The organism is Clostridium akagii DSM 12554 (assembly GCF_000686725.1).
Lineage (GTDB): Bacteria > Bacillota > Clostridia > Clostridiales > Clostridiaceae > Clostridium_I > Clostridium_I akagii.
This window is the reverse complement of sequence record NZ_JMLK01000017.1, coordinates 52,868-77,901: the sequence shown is the minus strand read 5'-3', so window position 1 is coordinate 77,901 and position 25,034 is coordinate 52,868. Positions and strand designations below refer to the sequence as shown.

21 protein-coding genes are annotated in these 25,034 nt (G+C 30.3%); 5 read left to right on the top strand and 16 right to left on the bottom strand.

Features of this window, described 5'->3' with window-relative positions:
- Nucleotides 1-62: 62 nt before the first annotated feature.
- A complete protein-coding gene (gene spoVB, locus BR66_RS0110430) occupies nt 63-1,568 on the top strand; it encodes a stage V sporulation protein B (protein ID WP_026882893.1) in 1,506 nt (501 codons plus the stop codon).
- 90 nt (nt 1,569-1,658) lie between these two features.
- On the opposite strand, the gene BR66_RS0110425 is transcribed toward spoVB, so the two are convergent.
- The 5 genes from BR66_RS0110425 to BR66_RS0110405 all read right to left on the bottom strand — a co-directional run bounded on the left by BR66_RS0110425 (nt 1,659) and on the right by BR66_RS0110405 (nt 8,642).
- Nucleotides 1,659-3,260: a putative polysaccharide biosynthesis protein gene (locus BR66_RS0110425; RefSeq protein WP_026882892.1), complete on the bottom strand. Its 1,602-nt coding sequence runs from the start codon at nt 3,258-3,260 to the stop codon at nt 1,659-1,661.
- A gap of 26 nt (nt 3,261-3,286) precedes the next feature.
- Nucleotides 3,287-4,240: an RluA family pseudouridine synthase gene (locus BR66_RS0110420; RefSeq protein ID WP_026882891.1), complete on the bottom strand. Its 954-nt coding sequence runs from the start codon at nt 4,238-4,240 to the stop codon at nt 3,287-3,289.
- Between the two features lie 136 nt (nt 4,241-4,376).
- A complete protein-coding gene (locus BR66_RS0110415; RefSeq protein ID WP_026882890.1) occupies nt 4,377-5,570 on the bottom strand; it encodes a M20 metallopeptidase family protein in 1,194 nt (397 codons plus the stop codon).
- 33 nt (nt 5,571-5,603) lie between these two features.
- Nucleotides 5,604-7,652, bottom strand: coding sequence for a cell division protein FtsA (locus BR66_RS0110410; protein ID WP_026882889.1), 2,049 nt, complete (start codon nt 7,650-7,652; stop codon nt 5,604-5,606).
- Nucleotides 7,653-7,748: 96 nt separating this feature from the next.
- On the bottom strand, nt 7,749-8,642 hold the full coding sequence (locus tag BR66_RS0110405; protein ID WP_026882888.1) for a fumarylacetoacetate hydrolase family protein: 894 nt from the start codon (nt 8,640-8,642) through the stop codon (nt 7,749-7,751).
- 172 nt (nt 8,643-8,814) lie between these two features.
- Between BR66_RS0110405 and BR66_RS0110400 the strand changes: the two genes are divergently transcribed.
- Nucleotides 8,815-9,249: a MarR family winged helix-turn-helix transcriptional regulator gene (locus BR66_RS0110400; RefSeq protein ID WP_026882887.1), complete on the top strand. Its 435-nt coding sequence runs from the start codon at nt 8,815-8,817 to the stop codon at nt 9,247-9,249.
- A gap of 66 nt (nt 9,250-9,315) precedes the next feature.
- On the top strand, nt 9,316-10,521 hold the full coding sequence (locus BR66_RS0110395; RefSeq protein ID WP_026882886.1) for an MFS transporter: 1,206 nt from the start codon (nt 9,316-9,318) through the stop codon (nt 10,519-10,521).
- Between the two features lie 20 nt (nt 10,522-10,541).
- Here BR66_RS0110395 and BR66_RS0110390 read toward each other — a convergent pair whose 3' ends face one another.
- The 5 genes from BR66_RS0110390 to BR66_RS0110370 form a co-directional block, all read right to left on the bottom strand.
- Entirely contained in the window at nt 10,542-11,828 is a 1,287-nt protein-coding gene (locus BR66_RS0110390; protein ID WP_026882885.1) for a helix-turn-helix domain-containing protein, read from the bottom strand.
- 245 nt (nt 11,829-12,073) lie between these two features.
- A complete protein-coding gene (locus BR66_RS0110385; RefSeq protein WP_026882884.1) occupies nt 12,074-12,298 on the bottom strand; it encodes a hypothetical protein in 225 nt (74 codons plus the stop codon).
- 193 nt (nt 12,299-12,491) lie between these two features.
- The gene (locus BR66_RS0110380) at nt 12,492-12,875 is read right to left on the bottom strand and encodes a hypothetical protein (protein WP_026882883.1); all 384 of its coding nucleotides are present in this window, start codon (nt 12,873-12,875) and stop codon (nt 12,492-12,494) included.
- Between the two features lie 52 nt (nt 12,876-12,927).
- Nucleotides 12,928-15,120, bottom strand: coding sequence for an ATP-dependent helicase (locus tag BR66_RS0110375; protein ID WP_026882882.1), 2,193 nt, complete (start codon nt 15,118-15,120; stop codon nt 12,928-12,930).
- Between the two features lie 117 nt (nt 15,121-15,237).
- Complete coding sequence (locus tag BR66_RS0110370; RefSeq protein WP_242841142.1) at nt 15,238-16,161, bottom strand: AEC family transporter; 924 nt, start codon at nt 16,159-16,161, stop codon at nt 15,238-15,240.
- 142 nt (nt 16,162-16,303) lie between these two features.
- Here BR66_RS0110370 and BR66_RS0110365 point away from each other — a divergent pair, with 142 nt between their 5' ends.
- Entirely contained in the window at nt 16,304-17,782 is a 1,479-nt protein-coding gene (locus tag BR66_RS0110365; RefSeq protein WP_026882880.1) for a nicotinate phosphoribosyltransferase, read from the top strand.
- Between the two features lie 10 nt (nt 17,783-17,792).
- On the top strand, nt 17,793-18,143 hold the full coding sequence (locus BR66_RS0110360; RefSeq protein ID WP_051624183.1) for a hypothetical protein: 351 nt from the start codon (nt 17,793-17,795) through the stop codon (nt 18,141-18,143).
- A gap of 323 nt (nt 18,144-18,466) precedes the next feature.
- Here BR66_RS0110360 and BR66_RS0110355 read toward each other — a convergent pair whose 3' ends face one another.
- From BR66_RS0110355 to BR66_RS26235, 6 genes are all read right to left on the bottom strand, one after another.
- On the bottom strand, nt 18,467-19,153 hold the full coding sequence (locus BR66_RS0110355) for a response regulator transcription factor (RefSeq protein ID WP_026882878.1): 687 nt from the start codon (nt 19,151-19,153) through the stop codon (nt 18,467-18,469).
- A complete protein-coding gene (locus BR66_RS0110350; protein ID WP_035795985.1) occupies nt 19,131-20,612 on the bottom strand; it encodes a sensor histidine kinase in 1,482 nt (493 codons plus the stop codon). Before BR66_RS0110350 ends, BR66_RS0110355 begins: the two co-directional genes overlap by 23 nt.
- Nucleotides 20,613-20,732: 120 nt before the next feature.
- Nucleotides 20,733-21,938 (bottom strand): ABC transporter permease, encoded by a 1,206-nt coding sequence (locus BR66_RS0110345; protein WP_026882876.1) that lies wholly within the window; start codon nt 21,936-21,938, stop codon nt 20,733-20,735.
- 44 nt (nt 21,939-21,982) lie between these two features.
- On the bottom strand, nt 21,983-22,675 hold the full coding sequence (locus BR66_RS0110340; RefSeq protein ID WP_026882875.1) for an ABC transporter ATP-binding protein: 693 nt from the start codon (nt 22,673-22,675) through the stop codon (nt 21,983-21,985).
- 15 nt (nt 22,676-22,690) lie between these two features.
- Nucleotides 22,691-23,923 carry an efflux RND transporter periplasmic adaptor subunit gene (locus BR66_RS0110335; RefSeq protein WP_026882874.1) on the bottom strand — a complete coding sequence of 411 codons (1,233 nt, stop codon included), beginning with the start codon at nt 23,921-23,923 and terminating at the stop codon, nt 22,691-22,693.
- 223 nt (nt 23,924-24,146) lie between these two features.
- Nucleotides 24,147-24,959 (bottom strand): hypothetical protein, encoded by an 813-nt coding sequence (locus tag BR66_RS26235; RefSeq protein WP_026882873.1) that lies wholly within the window; start codon nt 24,957-24,959, stop codon nt 24,147-24,149.
- Nucleotides 24,960-25,034 lie beyond the last annotated feature (75 nt).

Genomic DNA, 25,034 nt, shown 5'->3' with positions numbered 1-25,034 from the left:
GAATATTAAAACAATCCTATTCATAAACATTACCTATGAATACTATTAATTAGGAGCATTAAATGAAATTGGATAAATTTTATAAAGATACACTAATTTTAACCGTCTCCAACCTAGCAACAGGCATTTTAAGATTTGTATTTTCTATAATACTCTCCAATAAGCTTGGCGCAGAGGGTTTAGGCCTATACTCTCTAATAATGCCACTATATGATCTATTTGCCTGTGCTACCTGTGGTGGAATAATAGTTGCCGTATCACGGAGTTCTGCAATACTTGCTGGAAACGACGATTATTCAAACATACATAGACTTATACGCACAACTATATTATTCGAACTCTTTTGGTCAATATTTATATCTATTCCCATATTTTTTAATGCAAATTCAATAGCATTATATTTCATTAAGGATAGTAGAACTGTTTATTCAATAGAAATGATATGTCCTGCACTTATTTTTATAGCATTATCTTCTGTTTTTAAAGGTTACTTTTACGGAATATCGAAGGCGAAGATACCGGCTTATATAGATATAGTAGAAAAAGCAATAAGAATTGCAGTTGTAGTTGGTATAGTTAATATCTTTTTTCTTAATAATATGGTACAAACCATTTCTGCTGTATATGCCGCATTAACCTTTGGAGAACTTATAAGCCTTCTAATGTTGTATGCTGCTTATATTATCTACAAGAGCAAATACACCCAATTTTCATCTGCAAGCGATAGCCAAAGCCAATTACTTTTTAATACACTAACAGTTTCTGTACCACTTTGCATAAATGGTTTTCTTACTTCACTTTTAAATACCGCATCAACTTTAATAGTACCTCGAAGGCTTGTATTTGCTGGATTCACATATACTACTGCACTTTCGCTGATTGGCAAATTTACAGGAATGGCTTTTAATATCACTTTTTTCCCAATGGTTGTGATAATGTCAATGTCAACAGTTTTAGTTCCTGACATATCAAAAAGTCTTAATAAAAAAGATTATTACTCCATGGAACAACGGATTAGTCAAGTTATTAAATTATCTTTTTATATTGGCATTTCTACAAGTATTATAAGTCTATGTATTCCAGAAAATTTGGGCAAGCTATTTTATGGCCGAAATGATCTAGGTATATACATAATTACTAGTTCACTTTGTGCACCTATAACTTATGCAGCTGCCTCAACTTATTCAATACTAAGCGGTTTAGAAAAACAGACCAAAATATTATTGAACTCATTTTTGGTTTCTATAGAAGAAATTATACTCCTATATATTTTGACTGGAATCCCAAGTATAAATATTTATGGTTATACCATAGCTCTTTTAATAACTAGTGCTACATCATATTTTTTGAATATGTATGAGATAAATAAAGTTTGTAGTATACGCTTTTATTTTGACGATATTTTTCTAGATATGATTTTTGCAATATTATTATTTTTATTCCTTGGAATATTAAATAATATACTACCCTCTTCGTTATTTATATTTAAAAGTGTATCTATTATAATTTTAGGTTTTGCATTGTATATGTTATTAGTTGTACCTGTGAAACATTCACTTTTCAAATAAGATTTTTAAAAAGAAGGTTAGCAAAAAATATTTTCAATATTTTTTGCTAACCTTTAGTATATTTGAAAGCTATTATTTTATTTAAAATATTTAGTCTAAATTTGATATTATTCTTTTGGGTATATGCTTTTTTATTCTTTGAGGTACTATTTCTAAATCATCTTTCGTAATTCCCTTAGTTAAAAACAAAGCATAAAAATATGCTAGCATTCCAACAAACATAGCTATCATTGTTGCCACTGCATTATTAATATATCCCTTTATTACTAGTCCCATTGTAAAGCTAACTAAAGAATATACTACGTAAAGTACCGCGCCCATAAATATGGATGCTACTAACGGTTTAAAAGCATGGCGTAATAATCTAATTTTAACACGCAAATACTTCTGCAAACATATTGAATTCATTATTAATGGAATTAAAAATCCTGCTATACTTCCAATAATTGCTCCATAAATATTTATTTTAGGTTTAGCTATAAGAATATAATTTATAGCTATCTTAATAGCAATACCAATTACAGCATAAAAAGTAACAGTATATATTTTGCCAAGTCCTTGTAATATACTTGTCTGAATTTGGACTATAGACATAAATACTAATACTATTGCTCCCCATACAAGAATTTTATATCCTTGTATATGAGATGGGTACAAAAGCATAAAAATTGGTTTACTCAAAACTGAAAGTCCCACAGCTGAAGGAACTGCTATTAAAAAACATAGTCTTAAAGCAAAATTTATCTTTTTTCTTACCATCACTTTATCTTTAAGTGCAACAGATCTTGATATTGCTGGAAGAACATTAACTGCAAGTGAAGAAATTATAGCAATTGGTACACCTATTAGCGTAATAAATATTGCATATCGTCCACTAAGTCCTTCTGCTAAAACATGATTTAAACCCGCTACTTTGAGCCTACCAATAGTATTAGTAGTATCAAAAAGGGTACCCACATTTGTAAGACCAATACTAAGTGTTATAGGGATACTGTACTTTGCAATTTTATGTATTATCTGCTTATTTGTATGTCTTATATGATTTGTTGATGGTTTAGTTTGTCTTTCTTTTTTATATACTATTATTAAAAATAAGGCTGATGCTAATGCCCCAAGTGTTGTACCAACTGTGGCTCCAACAATTCCAGGAATAACTCCACTTTTAATAAATAATGCTGCAAATCCAAGTGAAAATACTGTATTTAATATTTGTTCTAACACTTGAGAAATAGCAGTTGGTTTCATATTACTTCTACCTTGAAAATACCCTCTGTAAGCGGACCCAATTGATGTAAATAAAACTGCAGGTGCCAATGCCATTACGGAGAACTTTGCTTCTGGGAATCCAATAATGTTTGTAATTGGACCTGCTATCACAAACATTAGCGTACCCATTACAACTCCAATAATAGTAAGTATAAATCTTGCCATTTTGAAGGTTTTCAGTGCACTTCTATAATTTCCAACTGCATCATACTCCGACACAATTTTTGCTATTGCACTTGGAACGCCTGCATTTGTAAGCACATATATAAATACATATATCTGATAGGTTGCATTATAAATGCCAAAAGGAGTTTCTCCTCCAAGTATTTTAACAAGAAAAGGATTATAAACAGCAGATAAAACTTTAATAAATAAGGTAGCAATGGATAGTATTGCAAACCCTTTAGTAGTTGACTGTTCCTTCATATAACTTACCTCTTACTATATATTTATTAGAATTTGAATACATCGTTTTTTATTTTTTTAAGTACTGGAGGAAGTGTTTCAGCTATGGTTTTGTTTTCTAAATAAGAGAATTTTTCTGGACAATCTTTAAATATAACCTTATATGCATACAAAAATTGATAGTTCAAACCATATTTATTGTTGAAGAAACTGTTTAACTTCTTGTCTCCATATTTACTATCACCTACTATTGCATTCCCTAAGTGGCTTAGATGAGCTCTTAATTGATGACTTCTACCTGTAATAAGATCGATCTCTATTAGAGAGAAACTTCCACAACTTTGAATATTTTTTACATCCATGGCTATTCTCTTTGTATCTGGCATTTCTTTGTCAAACACCTTAGATATATTTGTGTCTTCATTCTTATATATAAACCCTTCATATAACCCTTCTTTAATTCTACCCTTTACAAGTGCAACATAATATTTTTTTATACTTCTTTTCCTAATCATCTCATTTAATAGTTTTATAGCTTCAAAATTCTTTCCAAATATAACTACTCCTGAAGTATTTCTATCTAGTCTGTTACAAGGTGCCGGTGTAAATGTAACCTCTTTTTCAGGTGCATAATCTCCCTTGTCATAAAGATATGACAAAACATAATCCGTAAGTGTTGGTTCTTCGCTCTCACCATTTGAATGCACTAGAACTCCTGGCCATTTTTCTAGAAGAAGCATATTATCATCTTCATAGGTTACTTTGAAATTATTATCTATTCGCTTAAACACTTTTTTTTCTGGTTTTGATTTAATATCATAGGTTTCTACTAAATCTCCTTCTACAAGAGAATATTTTTCTTTTGTCTTTTTTCCATTTACCTTAATATCTCCCTTTCGAAAGGATCTAAAGATAGCACTCAAGGGAACATCCTTTAGCCATTTCCTTATAAACTTATCAACTCTCTGTCCTGCTTCATTTGGTCCAATTACGATTCTCATATTTTCCTCCATAATTTATATAAAGCCTAAAAGCCGTATATCTCTTAATAATTTATAACAAGCTACCATTATACTACGATACAATTGTTAATTGCAATTAGACATCTTAAATAAAATAGACCATAATATCCATTCATTATTCTTTTGATGATGTATTAAGGCTTTTTAAAATATTAATGGTACTTTCACATTGAATAGCCACCCCAATTGGAATACAGTCTTCGTCAACATCAAACAAACTTCCATGTGCAGGATTTATTATACCTTTACTTTTATTTCTACATCCTAAAAAATAGAAAGCCGATGGTTTTTCAAGTGAAAAATATGCAAAACTTTCCACTCCCATATTGGGACTTTCAAGAATATTTACTTTTTGTTTACCGATTACTTTCTCTGCTGAAGCCTTAACCATTTTTAAAATGCTATCATCATTATAAAGGCATGGATAACTCTCTTCAATTTCTATAGTACATCTTCCTCTCATGGAGCTTACAATGCCTTCTGTTATCTCAGTAAGTCGTTTTTTTACATATTCCCTTTGCTCTGTTTTCATTGTCCTTATAATACCTCCAAGTGTAACCTCTTCTGGTATTATATTTTGAGCTGTACCTCCGTGAATATATCCTATTGTTATAACGCCTGGATCTGTAGGTGAAAGTTCCCTACTTATTATTGTTTGTAAAGTATTAACTAAATTACAGGCGATAACTATTGGGTCTACTGTTGTATCTGGATGAGCTCCATGACCGCCTCTTCCATTTATCTTTATTGTAAATGGATTTGATGCTGCATGAACTACCCCCTCCTTTATACCAATTTGTCCAACATCTATACTTTCATTCACATGTAATCCTATCACTGCATCTACATTTGGATTATTAAGTACTCCATCTTTTATCATAAGTCTTGCACCACCTGTTGTTTCCTCTGCAGGCTCAAATAAAAGTTTAACATTTCCATTAAGTTCACTTTTTATACCACTTAATATTTTTGCAACTCCCATAAGTATTGTTGTATGAACATCATGCCCACAGGCATGCATTTTCCCAATATTTTCCGAAGAATATTCACATTTTTTTTCATCTTTTATTGGAAGTGCATCCATATCAGCTCTTAAAGCTACAGTTTTCCCACTTTTTGCTCCTCGAATAATTGCACATATTCCAGTCTTTGCTGTAATTCTATATTCTATACCTTCTCTTTTTAGAAAATCTGTAATCTTCTCATTTGTTCTAAAAAGTTCGTAATCAAGTTCTGGATGAGAATGAAAGTCTCTCCTCAAATCAATAAGCTGATTCTTTATTTTATTTGCTTCATTTAAAAAATTCAAAAATAGCCACTCCTCATTAAATCATTCTAATTTTCACTGCCACTTAACTTCTATAATATCACTATTTTTTAAACTATTGTTATATCCTGCATTTTCTCCATTAAGCTTTAGTACTATAAGCCCTTTTATCTTTGTAAGGTCAAAATCAATGTAATTAAATATATCCACAAATATATATTGTTTTTTTCCACTAAGTCTTACTATTTTATCATTAACAACAACTTCTATTTCTGAAGTATCTACAACCTTTAAATCTTCATTCACCTTGTTTTTATTAGTTGTATTCACTGATTCATTATCCTTAACATGATTTTCAATACTATCATGAGCTTCTTCGCTTATCCTTACATTTGTATGTATTTGGTCACCTTCACTTATAATATAATTATCCTTAAGCAATTTTTCCTCTATGTAAAATTCTGAGCTTAAATCATTGATTACATATTGTTTATATTCACCTATGGTTTTAGGCAATAAAGTATTTATTTCATCATTCTCCGCTATTTTATAATTTATATCATTCTTTTTATCATTCACTAAAAATATAGGTTCTATATTTTTAACCTGTCCATCTAAATAAAATCCCACAGAATAAACATTTTTAATATAATCCTTTATTAATGGTTCTGCATTCACTCCATTTTCAGCAAATTCTATTTTGATTTTATCATTCTCTTTTATTTCAGAATCCATACTACCTAGGTTTCCATTAATTCTTATTATGGCACTCTTTGAAATTTTACCAAAAGCCACTCGTTTTGACCCATTTAATGTGAATCTGATATTATTTCCATTTTTACCAATAAGTACTTTAGGATTAATGCCTGCTTGCATTATAACATCCATAACTGAATTTTTTTTAGAGTTAAAAAGGCTCACAACACTACTATTTAAAAATACATCTATAAAATCCCCACCAAATTTCTTTATGGCAACTAAAGCTATTCCTAAAACTGTTACCCCAGTACTTCCAAGATTGTTATCAAGACATACACATTCAGTTACTGATTCTCTACCCTTTATAGCTATTCTTTGTGGTAGTATGTTAAGTTTTTCCGCTATACGCTCTTTTAGTTGTGGCGTGTGTGCTCCCCCTCCTACCAAAAAAACTGCATTTGGTGCTTTTCCACCATTTAACTCAATAATTTTAGTAGCAATTTCTTGAGATAATTTTTCTACTACAGGAGTTATCACTTTTATTATTTCATTAACATTGACTTTATTTTCTATACCTAGTACATCCATATAACAAATTTCTTCTTTAATTGTTATTTCCTTTTTAATCTTTTCAGCGGAGTTAAAATCCACAAGACATGACCGTGCTATTGCCTCTGTAACACCATCTCCAGCCATAGCGACCATTCCATATGCACTTATAGTTTCATTACTACTAATAGCAATATCAGAAGTTCCAGCTCCAATATCAACAAGTGCCAAATTTAATAGTCTTAAGTTTTGAGGTATTGCAGCTTCCATTGCAGCTATTGGCTCTAATGTTAAATTTGTAACTGTAAGATCAACTTTTTTTGTAACAGCATATAAACTATCCACAACAGATCTTGGTAGAAATGTAGCAATTACTTCAGAAGAAATATCTTGACCTTTGTGCCCTAGCAAATTAGAAATGGCATATCCATTAAGATAATAATTTTTAACACTATAACCAACACAATAAAGTTTTCCAGTAGTCTGCTTATTTACTTCTTCTTCTGCCAGTTTTACTGCCGTAAGTTCAAGACTTCTAATAAGTTCTTTATCAATTTCTTTATCTGAATCAATAGTTATTTCCGATTTTACTGTAGTTGTTCTTAAAAACCTTCCTGCTGCAGCAATTGCTACTTTTTCTAATTTAAATCCCAGTTCCTCTTCTATTTCACTTTTAACCTTATTTACGGCCTTTGCCACTAAACTGATATCATGTATTTGCCCATCTATCATTGCTCTCTCTTCATGTTCTGTGAATTTTTCAGAGATAACATGAAATCTTTTATCCCTTACTCTTCCAACAGTGCCAATAACTGTACGAGTCCCTATATCTAAAGAAAATACGATTTCCTCTGAATTAATATTTGTACCTACCATACTTTTATACCTCTTTATTTTATTTTATATTCTAAGAGCCCATATTCTTTAAGGAACATGAGCCCAACAAAGTTATATTATAATTATTAATATAACTTATTCCACTACAACTGTATTTGTTAGTTTCCCAATTCTCTCTATATTACATTCCACAATATCACCATTTTTCAACAGTTTTTCTGGTTTAAAACCTATTCCAACACCACTTGGTGTACCTGTAGATATTATATCCCCCGGTTTTATAGTGAAGCCTTTAGATATATCGCTTATTATATAAGCAATATTAAATATTAGATTTTTTGTATTTGAATTTTGTCTTACTTCACCATTTACACTTGAGCCTATATTAAGTTCAACTGGAAAAGGTATTTCACGCTTATGTACAATTGTTGGTCCCATAGGGCAAAAAGTATCTAAACTCTTTCCTTTGAACCATTGACTATGTCTAGCCTGTAGATCTCTTGCAGATACATCATTAATTATTGTATATCCAAAAATATAATCCTCTGCTTCTTCTTGTTTTATATTGATTCCTTCTTTTCCAATAACTACAGCAAGTTCTGCCTCATAATCCACTTTTTTAGTAACAGATTTTGAAAATCTTATTTCATCCATATCACCTGTGCATATATTTATAGCCTTAGTAAAATAGATTGGTGCCTTTGGTATTCCATCACCAGAAGCTCCCATACTATCTACTTCTTTTACATGTTCTACATAGTTTTTACCTAAACAAAATACATTTCTACGAGGTCTTTCAATTGGTGCACTTAATTTTACATCTACCAAAGGTATTGTTTCAAATTCCTTTCCTTTTATACTATTTTCAATATATTGGATTTCATCATTATAAATTCCTATAAACTCACTCATAGAATTCACTCTTGCCTTTCCAAGTGAAACAAGTATCTTATTTAATTCAATAACCTTATCATCTATTAGTACTCCTAAATATTCTCTTTTATTGTATTTATAATTAACAAACCTCATATTTCTATCTCCTTCGCATTTATCACTTGTATTAATAATACTACTAATACTACTAAATTAGAATACTAATCAAATTTTTAACTATAACTATTGAAAAAATTATTAAATAGTGTGTATAATTAGTTGTTGTACTAATTATTATTACACAAATTTATTTAGTGAGGTATATTATATGTTTAAGTCTTATGATGAATCTATCGGCAATTTAACAAGTAGAACTAACAAGAAAATCATACACTATGTTAATAGTAAATTGGAGAAATTTGATCTTACTACTGAACAATGGGTAGTATTGCTTAAATTATCAAAACAGAACAAAATAAGTCAAAAGGTTCTAGCTGAAATTTCAGGTAAGGACCAACCTACCCTAACAAGGATATTGGATATACTTATGCGAAAAGCCTTAATAGAACGACATGCAAATTCTGAGGATAGGCGTTCCTTTTCTATACATATAACAGAAAAAGGCTTAATCCTTGCAGAAAAAGTTGCCCCACTATTAGAAGACATATTTAAAGATATACTTAATGATATATCACCTGAAAAACTGAACATATACATAGAAGTTCTCGTGCACATCAATGAAAACATAACCAAATTACAATAAGCCATATTTTTAATAAATATATTAACATATTTGCATCTTTAGGATGATCTAAAAGGAGAAATATAAATGACAAATACAATAGTTACAACAAAATTATGGACAAGAAGTTACATCTTTATGTTATTAACAAATTTATTTATATATTTAGCTTTTTACATGCTGACACCAACCTTGCCGGCATATGCTAAGGCAACCGGAGGAAGTAATCTTGAGGCAAGCCTTGTAGTAAGTACATTTTCTATTACCTCTTTACTAATAAGACTGTTTACAGGCAGTATTATGGATAAAATTGAAATTAGGCCTCTACTTCTTGTAGGAGCAGTAATTCTTGGTGCAAGTACCTTATCCTACATTTGGCTTCCCTTAGATGCGATAATTGTTGTTCGAGTTGTTCAAGGAATAGGCTGGGGTCTTGCTTCTACTGGAGCTGCTGCAATTTTTTCTGATATTGTACCAGAAAATAAACGTGGAGAAGGCATGGGGTACTATTCTCTGTCAATGATAATATCCATGGCTTTATCACCCGTAGTAGCAATAATAATCATGAATTTATATAGTTTCAAATATATTGCACTTATGTCCATAGTTTTTGTTGTAATTGGCTGTTTGTGTTTTACCGGTGTTAAAATACCGAAAAAGAATCCTATAACTAATAAAGACGCTAAAAAGTTTTCATTAAAAGATTCATTTGAAGAAAAAGCCGCTTTACCTTCTTTATTATGCTTCATGCTTACAGTTACTCTTTGTGGAATCATGAGTTATATAATGCTGTATGGTAAAGAACTTAAAATAACAAATATTTGGGTCTATTTTGTTGGATATGTTGCAATGATCCTAGTAACAAGACCCGTTATTGGTAAAATTTTTGACAAAAGGGGTCATTCCGTTATAATTATACCTGGTTCCATTTCAATGATTATAGGTCTTATAATATTATCCTATGTACATTCAGTTCCTACTTTAATATTATCTTCATTATTCTATGGACTTGGCTATGGTGCAGTTCAGCCTTCTCTGCAAGCCTGGGCAGTTGATCGATCACCTCACAACAGAAAAGGAGCCGCTAATGGCACCTTTTTATCCTCAATGGATTTAGCTTATACGGTTGGTTCTGTGCTTCTAAGTTTTGTTGCTCAGCGTAGCAATTATGCTTTTATGTATAAATTTTCTGCTAGCTTTTTAGTATTGTTATTAATTGTATACTCCTGGAATTTGATCAAAAGTAATAGTAGCGTTGAAACAATTCTTGATCAAGACGAAGAAGTTTCTTAGGATTTTAATAAGTTTTACCCCTAGCATACGTTTTTATATAAAACCTCTGCTAATAATAAATATTCCTTACATTCCTTAAATTTTCCCTGCTCTAAGCATAAAATCGCTAATTTGTTATAAATGGAGTTAAGATTATTATCTCCATTTTCTTTTATCAATAAAACGATTTCAAGATAAATTCTTTCTAAGTTTTTATAATTATGGCTTTTATTATATATATTTGCTAACAGATAATTACCTCGTAGTAAGTATTTCATGTCATTATAATTTTTAGCATATGTTAATCCTAATTCAATGGATTTAATAGCTTCTATGTATTTCTTTTGTTTTATAAAAACATTTGATTTTTCTATAAGTGTAGCTGCTAAATTGGTTTTATCAATATCAAATCTAAATTTTTCTGACATTTCAAAATAAAACATACTTTGTTTCAAATTATTTTTATAAAAATAATCCAAACCTAAATTATTATAAAAATATCCTACTAAAACATCCTTATCATCTGAAATTTTTTCCAGCAAAACATTATATATATCTGCAGCAGTATCATAATCATCTATTGCTTCATAGCAAGTAGCCTTAATGCAATTTACCTCAATATATAATTGCTTGTCATCATTTTCATCACAACCACCTAGGTATTCTTCAATAATTGTCAAAGCCGTATCTATTTTATTTAATTTTTTATAACTATTTGCTAAAGAATACAAACACAATTTCATGGTTTTTGTGTCACCACAAGCTAAACAATAATATTGGCTTGTGTGATAATGTTCAATTGCACTATCATATTTCATAATCTTTACCTTGCACTCTCCTATTTTCCAATGAATATATCCCAATTTTTTGTTTTTATTTATATCTTTATATATTTCTATTGATTTGTTATAACTTAAACAAGCTTCTAGAAAATCTTTTTCGTTTTCAAAAATTTCACCAAGCTTAAAATATCCTATAGCTCTAACCTCTATAAGTTCAAACTGCTTTGATATTTTAAAAACTCTATCAATAATATTTCTATTAACTTTCGCATTTTTAAGTTTTTTCAAACAATATATTTCAGCATCTTCCTTTGGAGAACGCAACAAATAGTCTTCATTTATATTAATAACAATATTAAGTTTTTCAGCCTTCTCATTAAACTTGTCAGCAATTTTGGAAGCTGCTTTAGGTGATAAATCCCTTTTATCTGTTTCAATCATACTTATAAGCCCTCTAGTAACCTTTTCATCCTTCAAGTCTTCCTGTTTCAAGAATAACTGATTTCTTAATTTTTTTATTTTTTCACTAGTAGTCAAAAAATGCATTAAATCACCTCAATTTAGTCTAACTTATGTGTATTATATAAAACATTTCTAGTTTCAGCAATCCAACTTATGTATTTAATTTTATTATTATAATTAAACTTTCCTTAAGAAGTTTAATCTAACTAACCTTACCACTAACTTCCATAAGGTTAGTTAAAATCATATACAAGCTACATTTATATATATATAAATAAAAAAACTGCTGATAAAAATTTATTATCAGTAGTTTTAAAATCTATTTTTAGTTAACACAATGTATCTATAAAATGAATATCATCATCGTTATCACTATTATTAAGTTTTTCTTCTTTAATAACTTCTTTTGGTTTCACTTTTTTATCATAGGCTCTAGAAAGTATGTCCTTAAAAAATAAATCTTTGAAATTTTTAGGATTATGTAGCTTATATTTTACTTTTCTTACTTTAGAAGCTTTTCTCACCCTTGAAATTGGTTTTATTTTATCAACCATATAGTAGCCACCTCCACTGTAACTTAGTGTCTTATATTATATAAATGTAGTATATAGCTTCCGATGAGGATTTACAACATATATAAAAAAGTCACAACTGAAATTGGCTCATACCATAAAAATATATTAGTACATCTAAGTGTACCTTACATCATTTCATCAGTAATTTAAGTGACACTAATCTACACCATATTTATTTTAAAATTTTTGCTCCCTCTACAATATCTAAATCATCTGTTATTAATATCCCCAATTTATTAGCTCTAATCCATTTTTTAGATATATTTATAATTTGCCCTAGCCCAATAACAATAAATATTCCAGCTATAATGTATAATAATAATACGCTCTTAAATGAAATATAATCTATAAATCCTATAAAGCAGAATAAAATGAAACATGTTTTAAATGCCTTTTTAATTTCTGCTTTTCCTGTTTTATAGTTATATCTTCTTACACTTTCTTTATCAGCTTGAGTTCTAGCTTCCCTCTTATTTTGTGTGATTTTTGTTTCCTTTGCTGCCGAAGCTGTTGTTTTTTTACCCGTTTTTATTTTTTTACCAAATGGTAATCCCATTATTTCACCCTCTTTATTTATAATTATAATATGATATTTTTTAGAATTACCTTCATTTAACTGCCGCTTTGGCTTTTTCTATAAGCTTATTATTCCCTAGTACCACGGGATCAAACTTTCTTTTAACACCAGCATCAAATTCAATTTCAACAACCGTGCAATCAATTTTAGTTATCTTTCCCTTGCCAAAAGATTCATGTTTTACAATCTCTCCAACCTTATACTGCCCAGTATAAGGGTTGTTAAACTCAAGTCCACATTCAGCCACAAACCTTGAAGGTTCCTTTGCTTTTCCACGAATATCCCGACTTATCCCTAGCCATAAATTATCGATTGCACGAGTTATGCCCACATAAAAAAGTCTTCTCTCTTCTTCTAAGTTTTTTTCAATGCCACTTTTATGTGGTATAGTTTCTTCGCAGCAATTGATAATAAAAACATTTTTAAATTCCATTCCTTTTACCCCGTGAATAGTACTCAGTATTACTGCATCCTTAGTTGAATCTTTTTTAATATTCTTAAGTTCTTCACTAACCTCTTCTACGTGAGATAAAAACGAAACTATATTTTTGTATTCTTCTGCTGATTTCTTAAACTCCTCAATAATTTGAAGCAATTCATTTATATCATTTTTAAACTTTTGTGAATATTCATTTATATAATCATTATATCCAAGTTCAGTGATTATAGTTTGAATCGCCCACCCTAAAGACTTCTTATTTAAACCCTGAATATCCTTTTTTAACTTATCCACGGATTTCATTTGAAAGATAGGCAGATCATCCACATTTTTTAAGACTTCAAACAAGTCCTCCTTAAATTCATTAGATCTGACTTTTTCTAGACTAAGCTTTCCAATATACCTAAAGGGCTTGTTTATTATTCTTAAAAAACTGGCCTTATCTGTATTATCAATGGATAGCCTTAGATAAGCTAGTATATCCTTACAAATAAAATGTTCAAAAAAATTATATTCTTTATCCAAAAGTTTAAATGGTACTTTTCTTCTTATAAAGTTATCTATTAAACTTCTACTTTCCACATTAGTCCTATAAAGAATTACAAAATCGCTATAATTAATTTGATTTATCTCTTTCATTTTAACAATGTTTATATATATCTCTTCTGCTTGTGTGTTTTCATTAGCATTATTTAATACATGAATATTTCCTTTTTCAACTTTATTCCCAACTATTTTCTTTTCATTTCTCAAAACATTGTTCCTTATAAGATTTTTAGAAATATTCACAATATCTGACTTACTCCTATAGTTCTTACTTAGATATATTTTTTTCCCTCCATTAAAGATTTCCGGAAAATCCACCATACATTCTGGTCTTGAGCCTCTAAAACCATAAATACATTGATCTTCATCACCCACTGCATATAAGCTATTTGCACCATTCAACATTTTCAAAAGGTCTATTTGCAATGAATCTGAATCTTGAAATTCGTCCACAAGCATATACTTAAAAAGTCTTCTATAACCTTCTAATAAATTGGCGTTATTTGTAAATAGCTCAAGGCATTGAAGCTGTAAATCATCAAAATCCATTAAATTTTTTTCTTCCTTATAATCTTCATAAGCATCTAAACATTTTTTGAATATCCCGTCTTCAATTGAAGGCTTAAATTCTTCTAAAGATAATCTAGATGTCTTGAATTTTGATATATCCCCTATTACTTCTCTTAATTTGTCTTTATTTACTTCGTCCATATACATTAGCAATACATTTTTAACAACCTTATTAGTTTCATAACCCTGAATAATATTAATAAAGTTTTTGTGTCTTTTTAGTATTTTATAAAATAATCCATGAAAAGTTCCAAAAAACGGTTCTTTGCCTCCTGGAAATAATTTTTTATACCTATTTTTCATATTAGTTGCCGCAGCCTTAGTAAAAGTTATTATAATTATATTTTCCCTCTTAACTGCGAAACTTTTTATTTTTTCTGGTAGCTCACTAGATTCTTCAGTTAAATATGACTTAAGTTCATCAATATGTTTTTGCTCAATACAATCATCAACACATTTAGTTCCATATACCTCCCCAAAAGTACAAAGATAATCTACTCTATTTATTATAACTTGAGTTTTACCTGCACCAGGACATGCAATTACTATACAGTTTCTGTCACTTTTAATAACTGCATTTATTTGAGAATTATCAAGTCTCTCATATCGTTTCTCAATTATTTTATCTCTTAAACTACAAAATTCATCAATTAATTTTTCTTTAATCATTTTGACCCCTATCTGAGTATTATTTAAACCACAAAAAATATATTATCCCTAGCTAGCTTGTATAATAAGTAATGTATTGATAATATGTTTTTCATTAAATATTATTGACAAATTTATCTATAATAATAATTTTGTAATTAGTGGAATAGTAACTATGGAAAATACCGTGCTTACAAATATTGTTTTAACCGCTAGAATATTATCTCCTCCATATTGAAAACTTAAAACTGCAGTATTAGATGCTGCTGGTAATGCTTCTAATAAAACTATTATATTTATAATTAAAACTGGTGCTCCTAAAATCTTTAGTACGAAGATAATGATAATTGGTACCACTAAAAGCCTTATAAAAGTTAATATATATACAAGTTTACCACTAAAAGCTGTCTTGATATTGGTTTCTCCAAGCATTACTCCAACTATTATCATTGACAAAGGTGAAGTCATTGAACCCACTGAATTTATTGTTGATCCTATAACATTGGGTATTTTTATTCCTAAGATAAATATGAAAATTCCTATTATCGTTGCTATTATTGCTGGGTTAAATATTATTTTTTTAAGTTCACCAAATGTTCCTGTACCTTCTTCCTTAAGAACCATTATTCCATAGCTGAACATAAACAAATTTATAACAACCCCCAAAATAGAACAGTAAAATACTCCCACACTTCCATAGATACCTTTTAAAACTGGGTATCCCATAAATCCTGAATTTGCAAACAATGTTACAAACTTTGCAATGCCTTTTTTGCTCTGTGGTAATTTAAAATACACTATTTTAGAAAAAATTATTATGACTATATGTATTATTAAGCCATATATTACGATTTTTTCAGCGTTAACCATCATGTCCTTAGAAAAATTTGTATTGAATGAACTTATTATAAGCAATGGCAAAGTTATGTTTAAAAGTATTTTACTAAGTCCATCATTTATTTCTTTATTGATATAATTGTTTTTTTTTGCATAGATCCCTATGAACATGGTCAAAAATAAAATCAACACTTGATTTATTACGTTTGAGTTCAAAAAAGCCACTCCTTCTTTTTGTCTATTGTAATCTATTTTACAACTTTTTTACTGCCAATGTCTAATGTATTTTCCTTCACTGAAAAAGTATTGTATAATATATAATTATAAAAAGAATATATATTGAATCAAAATGATAGGGGAGTTTTATATGGAATTCAATAAAAATTATTATGTGCGAAATGAAAGAAATCTTACCATGCTGGTAGACTTTTATGAACTAACCATGGGAAATGGATACCTTGAAAATGGAGTAGGCGATAAAATAGCTTATTTTGATATGTTTTTCAGAAGGATACCTGATGAAGGTGGTTACTGCATTATGGCTGGTGTTACACAACTAATAGAGTATTTATCAAGTCTTAAATTCACTGATGAAGATATTGAATACTTAAAATATAAAGGTGGCTTTTCTGAAAAGTTTCTAGATTACTTACGAACATTTAAGTTCAGCTGTGATGTTTTTGCCGTACCAGAAGGAAATCCTGTTTTTCCAAATGAACCTCTAGTTACTGTAAAAGGACCTGTGATTCAAGCCCAATTTGTAGAAACTATGATACTTTTAACTGTTAACCATCAAACCTTAATAGCAACAAAGGCAAATAGGATATGTAGAGCCGCCAGTGGAAGACCTGTTATGGAATTTGGTTCTAGACGTGCACAAGGTTATGATGGAGCAATCTATGGTTCAAGAGCTGCTGTTATTGGTGGTTGTAGTGCTACTGCTTGCACAATTTCCGAAGAAATGTTTGGTATTCTTGCCATTGGAACAATGGCTCACTCTTGGGTGCAACTATTTGATACTGAATACGAATCTTTCAAGGCTTGGGCAACTACATACCCTGATAATTGCCTTTTATTAATAGATACTTATAATGTTCTAAAATCTGGTTTGCCAAATGCTATAAAAGTATTTGATGAAATATTAAAACCTAAAGGCATTAGACCAGTGGGAATTAGAATTGACAGCGGTGATATAACCTATCTCACTAAAAAATGTAGAATAATATTAGATGCTGCTGGATATACTGATGCTAAAATAACAATTTCTAATTCACTTGATGAACACATTATTACTGATGTACTAGCTCAAGGTGCTAAAATAGACAGCTTTGGTGTTGGTGAACGCCTTATTACTGCTAGAAGTGAGCCTGTATTTGGTGGGGTGTATAAATTAGTTGCTGTTGAAGAAAATGGCGCTATTATTCCTAGAATAAAAATAAGCGAAAATGAAGAAAAAATAACAAATCCAGGGTTTAAAAAGATATATAGAATATTTGATAAAGCTACTGATAAGGCCATTGCGGATCTTATTACTCTTAATGATGAAATAATTGATGAAACAAAAAAGCTAGAAGTATTTGATCCCATTTATACTTGGAAAAAGAAAAGAATAAAAAATTTTTACGTTAGAGCTTTGCAAGTTCCAATATTTAAAAATGGAGAACCCGTATATGAGAGTCCTAGCGTAAATGAGATTAAAATTTTTGCTGAAAAAGAAACAAATAAACTTTGGCAAGAAGTCTTAAGGCTTGAAAACCCCCATAATTATTACGTGGATCTTTCCACTAACCTTTGGAATTTAAAACAGAATTTATTGCATCGTTATTCTGACATATATGAAGAATAAGGAGAACATTATGAATATACAAATATCAAATGAGGCACATTTAAATTTATATAATCTTTTAAAAGAGCACAATGAATACAATTGTGTTCGTTTTTCCTTTATAAGTTCCTGCTGTAGCCGTGCTACAGTGGATGTTATTTTAGATGAAATAAAAAAAGATGATGTACTAAAAACTATAGACGGATTAACCTTTGTTTATGCAAATACCTTAGAAGAAAAAATTAAATCTATAGATCTAAATTTTGCAGATTCAGGCTTTATGATAAAATGTGAGCCAAATGCACAAAACAAAGATTGTACCAGTTGTAGCAATTCAAATAACTCAAGTGGCTGCGGCAGTTGCAGTAGTCACAACAAGTAAAACCAGTTGCAAACACCAGTTTAAGGCGCACTTAACTGATATTTGATATCTAACATTTGATTATTGATTTTGGTTTATTTACCCTAATGAATTATGAGAAGAAGCATGGCAGTACACGTGAAAGAGGCTATTCGAGCTCACTTTAGAAATACTTAGGTTACCGTTTGTTAAATGCCGTTAAGAAACCTTTATTGTCTGAGCGCAGCGAGTTTAAAGGTTTTAGGCATTTAACAATAAGGTAACCTTAGTATTTCTTAAGTGTAGCGAGTAGCCTCTGAACATGTACTGCCATGTTTCTCCCATTTTCATTTAGAGTATAACTATCACGCTTCAAACCTATATCCCACTCCCCATATGGTCTGAATATACTGAGGATTTGATGGATCAACCTCTATTTTTTCTCTTATTTTCCTTATGTGTACAGTAACTGTTGCTAAATCACCTTGTGAGTCCATTGCCCAAATACTATTAAATAATTGATCTTTAGTAAATACTCTATTTGTGTTTGATGCTAAAAACGTTAACAAATCAAATTCCTTTGTGGTAAATATACATTCCTTATCATTAACAAATACACGCCTTGATACCTTATCAATTACTAGCCCTCTTATTTTAATTTCCTCTTTTTTATCTTCTTTGGAGCTCAATCTATCGTACCTAGATAGATGTGCTTTTACCCTTGCAACCAATTCCCCAGGACTAAATGGTTTTGTTACATAATCATCAGCACCAAGTCCCAGTCCACGTATTTTATCAACATCTTCTTTTTTAGCAGAAATCATAATTATTGGTATGTCTTTCAGCTTTCTTATTTCTCTACATATTTCAAAACCATTTATTTCTGGTAACATGATATCCAATATTATAAGATCATAATCCGTATTTTCTGCCTTCAATAAACCCAGTTTGCCACTACATTCTATATCTACTGTGTACCCATTAATTTCAAGATAATCTCTTTCAAGTTCTGCTATACTTCTCTCATCCTCAATTATCAGTATCCTTTTCAATATAATCATCACTCCAATTTTTTAAGGTAAATATTATATTTGTTCCAGCATCTTCACTGCTTTCAGCCCATATTTTCCCACCATGTTCTTCAACAATTCTTTTGGAAATTGCAAGTCCAAGCCCGCTACCACCAGTATTTGAATTTCTTGAAAGGTCTGCCCTGTAAAATCTATCAAATATATATGGTAAAGCCTGTTTTGAAATTCCGATTCCGTTGTCCTTAAAGCTTAAACTCAAATATTCTTTACCTTTTTCAATTTTTACATATATTTCTCCTGGTCTTTCTCCTATATATTTAACGGAATTTTCCACTATATTCATTATCACTCGCTTCAATTTCTCCCTATCCGCTACCACATAAACTTTTGTATTTATTTGATCCTTAAGCATTATATTAATATCTTTTTTTTCTAAATCAAATTTCAGTTCCTCTAAGCAATCATTTAAATAATCTAAAAGATCAACTTTTTCAAAGTTAAATGAAGCATTTTTTAAATCGAGTTTTGAAAATAGAAACAATTCATCTATCAGTTTATCCATATCTATAGCCTTTTTATATACTGTATTAATGTATTTCCCCATTTTTTCTGGTGTATCAGCTACACCGTCTTTAATTCCTTCAACATAACCTTTTATAGCAGTTATAGGAGTTTTTAAATCATGCGATATATTGGAAATTAGTTCTTTTCTATTATTTTCATATTGAAACTGGATTTCCAAGGATTCCTTTAGTCGTTGCCGCATTTCTTCAAATGCCATACTAAGTTCTCCGATCTCGTCTTTAGAACTTATATCTAGCTGAAAATCCATGTTGCCATTTTTTATAAGTACTGCTCCGTCCTTAAGCTTTTCCAAAGGTTTTACTATACTTCTAGATACTAAGAACGTCAAAATACCATTTGTAATAATCAATATTGCTATTAGAATTAAAATTTCTATAGCAAAAAATTTATATACAATATTTTCTGCTGAAACAGTATTTAAAACTAAAAATATAGATACCTTACTTCCATCATCCATAGAAAAATCATATTGTTTTAGCAGTAAAGATTTACTTTCAAATTGAGAATGCCTTCTACTTATATCATCGTACTCACCAAATTTGGGTAATATGCTACTAGTAACACTGTTTTTTAAGAATGGTGACATATAAAGAAAATTGTTGTTTTTTCTTATTACAATACCAGTTTGTTCCTTTAAATAACTTTCTTGTTTTTTAAAGAAATCATTATTTTTCCCACTATTTTTATTTGAAATCATAAAACTTTTTATATTATTTATTGCTATTGAATCCTTTTGAATAATATCTTCTAAAGGTCCTCCATAACCTATATTGTATGAAGATTTTAAAGTATCTTTAAATATATTAGCTACAAATAATGTAATGAATAAAAACAATATTATTGGTATTAATAGCATAGCAATATATGATAATGTGAGTTTCTTTTTAATAAACATATATCCTCCAAATTTTGAAAACAAAAGGTCAGCAATGTTTATTTAGCCGACCTTTTGACTTATTTGTACACCTTTTTTAAATAGTGAGACCATATGCTAGCCTATTATCTTTCATATGTCTTACTCGTATCGTAAAGCTTCGATTGGATCTAATGCAGCAGCTTTTTTAGCAGGATATAATCCAAAGAATATTCCTACTGCTGATGAAAATAGTATTGCTGCAATAACTACTGCTGGTGAAATTACCGGTGTTACATTTACAGCATTTCCAACAATCTCTGCACCACCAATTCCTATTGCCATTCCAATCACTCCACCTATGAGAGAAATTATAACGGATTCAGTCAAAAATTGTAGCATAATATTTTGTGTTGTAGCTCCAATTGCTTTTCTAATACCAATTTCCCTGGTTCTCTCAGTAACTGATACAAGCATTATATTCATAACACCAATACCACCAACCAGTAGGGAAATTCCTGCAACGGCTCCAACAAAGTCTGTAAATATTCCTAATATACTATTTATTTGATCCATTTGTTTAAAAAGGTTAGAAGCTATATAAATACTTTTTCCCCTGTTGTTATGTCTACTTTCCAATATGCTTACAGCACTATTTCCTGAATCTTCAACATCATCTTTTGAGTCTGCTGCTATTGTTAAATTACTGATAGTAAAATTAGTTGAATACATCGTTTGTACAAATGAAATTGGTACATCTACAGATATTGCGGCATTAGGACCGCCACCCCCAAAACTACCTGCAGAACTTTTTATTCCAACAATAGTAACTTTTTTACTTGCACCAGTAGGACCAATATCCATAGTTTTACCAACTGCATCGGCACTACCAAATAAAGTTGTAGCTGAAGTTTCATCAATCACTGCTACCGCTTTTCCCTCGTTTTGCTCAAGCTCATTAAAATATCTACCATAAGATATATCGTAATTCTCTATATCTGCATAATCAGTAGTTACCCCCATAATATTTGCATTTTTTGATGTAATGTTTGATACTACGGTTCCTTTTTCAGCTACCGTTGGACTTACATATTTTATCGTACTTACTTCTTGTTTAATCTGTGCTGCATCTTTTAAAGTAAAGTAATCACTTTGTTGTGCTTTAGATGAATCTAAACCTATAGTTACTGTAGTTGCACCTATTTTACTAAATGCATCTGTAATATAATTTTGAGCACCTTGACCTAGAGATACAATTGCTATTACCGCACTTATTCCTATAATTATTCCTAGCATAGTTAGAAAGGATCGCATTTTATTTGCCAATATACTTCCTATTGCTATTCTAAAACTCTCTAAAAAATTCATATTACTCTCCTTTACAAAACATTCTCATAAAATGGTTATAAATTCTATAACCTAATTCTATCTTTTACTGCTTCGTCTGCAACTATTTCGCCATCCTTAAATCTTACAATCCTCCTAGTATAAACAGCAACATCTGGCTCGTGAGTTACCATAACCACTGTTGATCCTTCGTCATTTAGATCTTGAAAAATTTTCATTATGTCAAAGGTTGATTTAGAATCAAGGTTTCCAGTTGGTTCATCAGCCATAATTACATTGGGTCTGTTTACTATTGCCCTAGCAATGGCAACTCTCTGTTTTTGTCCACCTGAGATTTCATTTGGTCTATGTTTAACCCTATCGCCTAATGATACCCTTTCTAATGCTTCTAGCGCTCTTTCACGTCTTTCCTTTGCAGGAACACCTGAGTATACCATTGGCAGTTCCACATTTTCCAGTACTGATAACCTTGGCAATAGATTAAATGCCTGAAATACAAAACCTATTTCTTTGTTTCTAACAAAAGCTAGCTCATTACCAGTAAGGTTTGAAACATCTTGACCATTAAGCATATATTTTCCCGCATCCATTTTATCAAGACAACCTAATATATTCATAAAAGTAGACTTTCCTGATCCAGAAGGACCCATTATGGAAGTAAACTCTCCTTTTTCTATACTTAGATTTACAGATTTAAGTGCTGTAAAATCTATATCTCCAGTTAAATATCTTTTAGTTATGTTAGTAACCTCAATCATGTTTTATACACCACCTTAATTAGCTTTTACTGAAGTTCCATTACTTATTGTGGCACTGGGATTTAGTATGACTTTATCCCCTACGTTAAGTCCACTTTTAACCTCTGCATCAATATCAGATTGCAAGCCCAATTGAATTTCTTTTTTAACAGCTTTATTATTTGATATAACAAACACATAGTTATTTCCTGACTTATCCGTTTTTATGCTTTCAGCTGGTACACTTAATACCTTGTCACTCTCTCCAGTTAGTATATTAACATCTGAATCAAATCCTTCTATTAACCCATCTTGTGGTGTATTTATATCTATATCTGCATCAAGTGTGGTGCTTGAAGTCGTTGTTGACGTTGATGTTGATGCTGATGGTGCTACATATGATACCTTACCAGTATAATTTTTGTTTGCAAAATTCAAAGTTACAGTTTGACCAACCTTCACTTCGCTAGCACTATATTTATCTAAGTTTACTTCTGCTTCCAAGCTAGTTTCATCGTCTATTGTTACAGCCGCGGAACTTCCACCATTTGCTGAACTTCCAGATCCAGTTCCACCAACCTTTGCATTTAATGATGTAACTACTCCATCGAAATCTGCCACATTGCTATTCACACTTTTTGCTAAATTTTCATTAGCCGTATCTAAATTGACCTGAGCTAGACTTATTGAATTATCAGCTTGTTTTAACTTTTCTGTTTCATCTGGTATCTGACTTTTTGTGCTATTTAAGCTAGTTACTGTTGAATTTAATGTCTGCAGTTGTTTGTCTCCTCCTGCTGCTTGATATGCAACTGGATTGGATTTTTGAAGTGCGGTCAAATTATTTATCTGATTTGTAGCATCAGTAATTTGATTATTTGTATCCGCAATTTTTTGATTATTTGTAGTAACTGTATTTAATAAATCCTGTTTTTGACTATTAGCACTGCTTAAATTTATTTGTGCCTGCTTTACTGTTCCAGATAAATCCGTAACTTGATATGTTACTAAGACCTCACCTTTTTTTACTTTATCCCCTATTTTAACATTTACAGTTTTAACTTTTGCTTGATCTGGTGCATAATAATCCTTGCTATTTTTGGACTTTATAATTGCTGTTGTTGAAAAATAAGCTTTTATGTCCCCTTTAGTTACAGTTGCAACTTTAACTGTTGTAAACTTACCTCTATTTCTACTTGCTCTGCTTATTCCTATTACACTAGCAACAATTACTACAATTATTATACCTATAATAACTTTTTTCTTCATAACTACATGACCCCTCCTTAAAATTCTTACCCTTTAATGTCTTGTAATTACATTTTACATTATATTTATAAATTAACAATAAAGTAATTATTAAAATTTTCTAAAATACAATAAAAATGAAGGCATAGACTCCCATTTTATCTTTTCTCTAGATAAAATGGATTTCTATGCCTTATAACTCTTGTGTAATTTTTAACCTAATATACTATTTTTAGCAATAATTTTAATGTTTATGTTTAAACTTTTTCCTAACCTTTTCCAAATTGTTAAAATTATTTTTTGGTGATTTTATTGTTTTAATTAAATATATTAAAGCAACAACCACTACTACGAAAATCAAACCAAATCCAATTATTTTTCTTTTTAATACTGTACTATTTGTATTATCTGATGCCAAAATTTTAACTGATTTGTCGTCTGCTGTATTAGCATTCACAGCATTCATTGTATTATTTGATTGTACTGAAGTTCCATTTGAATTTGTTAAATTCCCCTGTTCAGTACTTACCATATTCGTTCCATCTGAAGTTGTTACTCCTTTACTAACATTATTAGTTGCATTAGTAGATGCATTTTGCCCTGTACTATTACTCTTGGTAGTTGTATTTGTTGTATTTGTTGCCTTTGTTGTTTTGGTTGTATTCGTACTACTTGTTGAGCTTTTAGTAGTATTCGTTTTAACCGTTGTTGGTGTTGGTGTCTTTGTTGGCGTCGGTGTCGGTGTCGGTGTCGGTGTTGGTGTTGGCGTCGGCGTTGGTGTTGGTGTTGGTGTTGGTGTCGGCGTTGGTGTCGGTTCAGTTGCTTGTCCACCATCAGGTTGTGTTGAATTATCACTTCCAGTACTATTCCCTGTACCACTATGTATTGTGGAATTGTAATTTGAATCCAATAGCTGAACATATTTTGCCACAGAAACATTTATCTTTTTGTTATTTAAATAATTTAAAGATCCATGATTGTAGAAATTATAACCTGATATATAAGTGTAAAAAAATAATGCTAAAAGCACTAAAAACATTTTGATTTTTTTCTTCATAATTATTACCCACTTTACAAAAACTATATTTATATTTTACATTTGTTGATTTTCTATGTCAATAACTATTATATA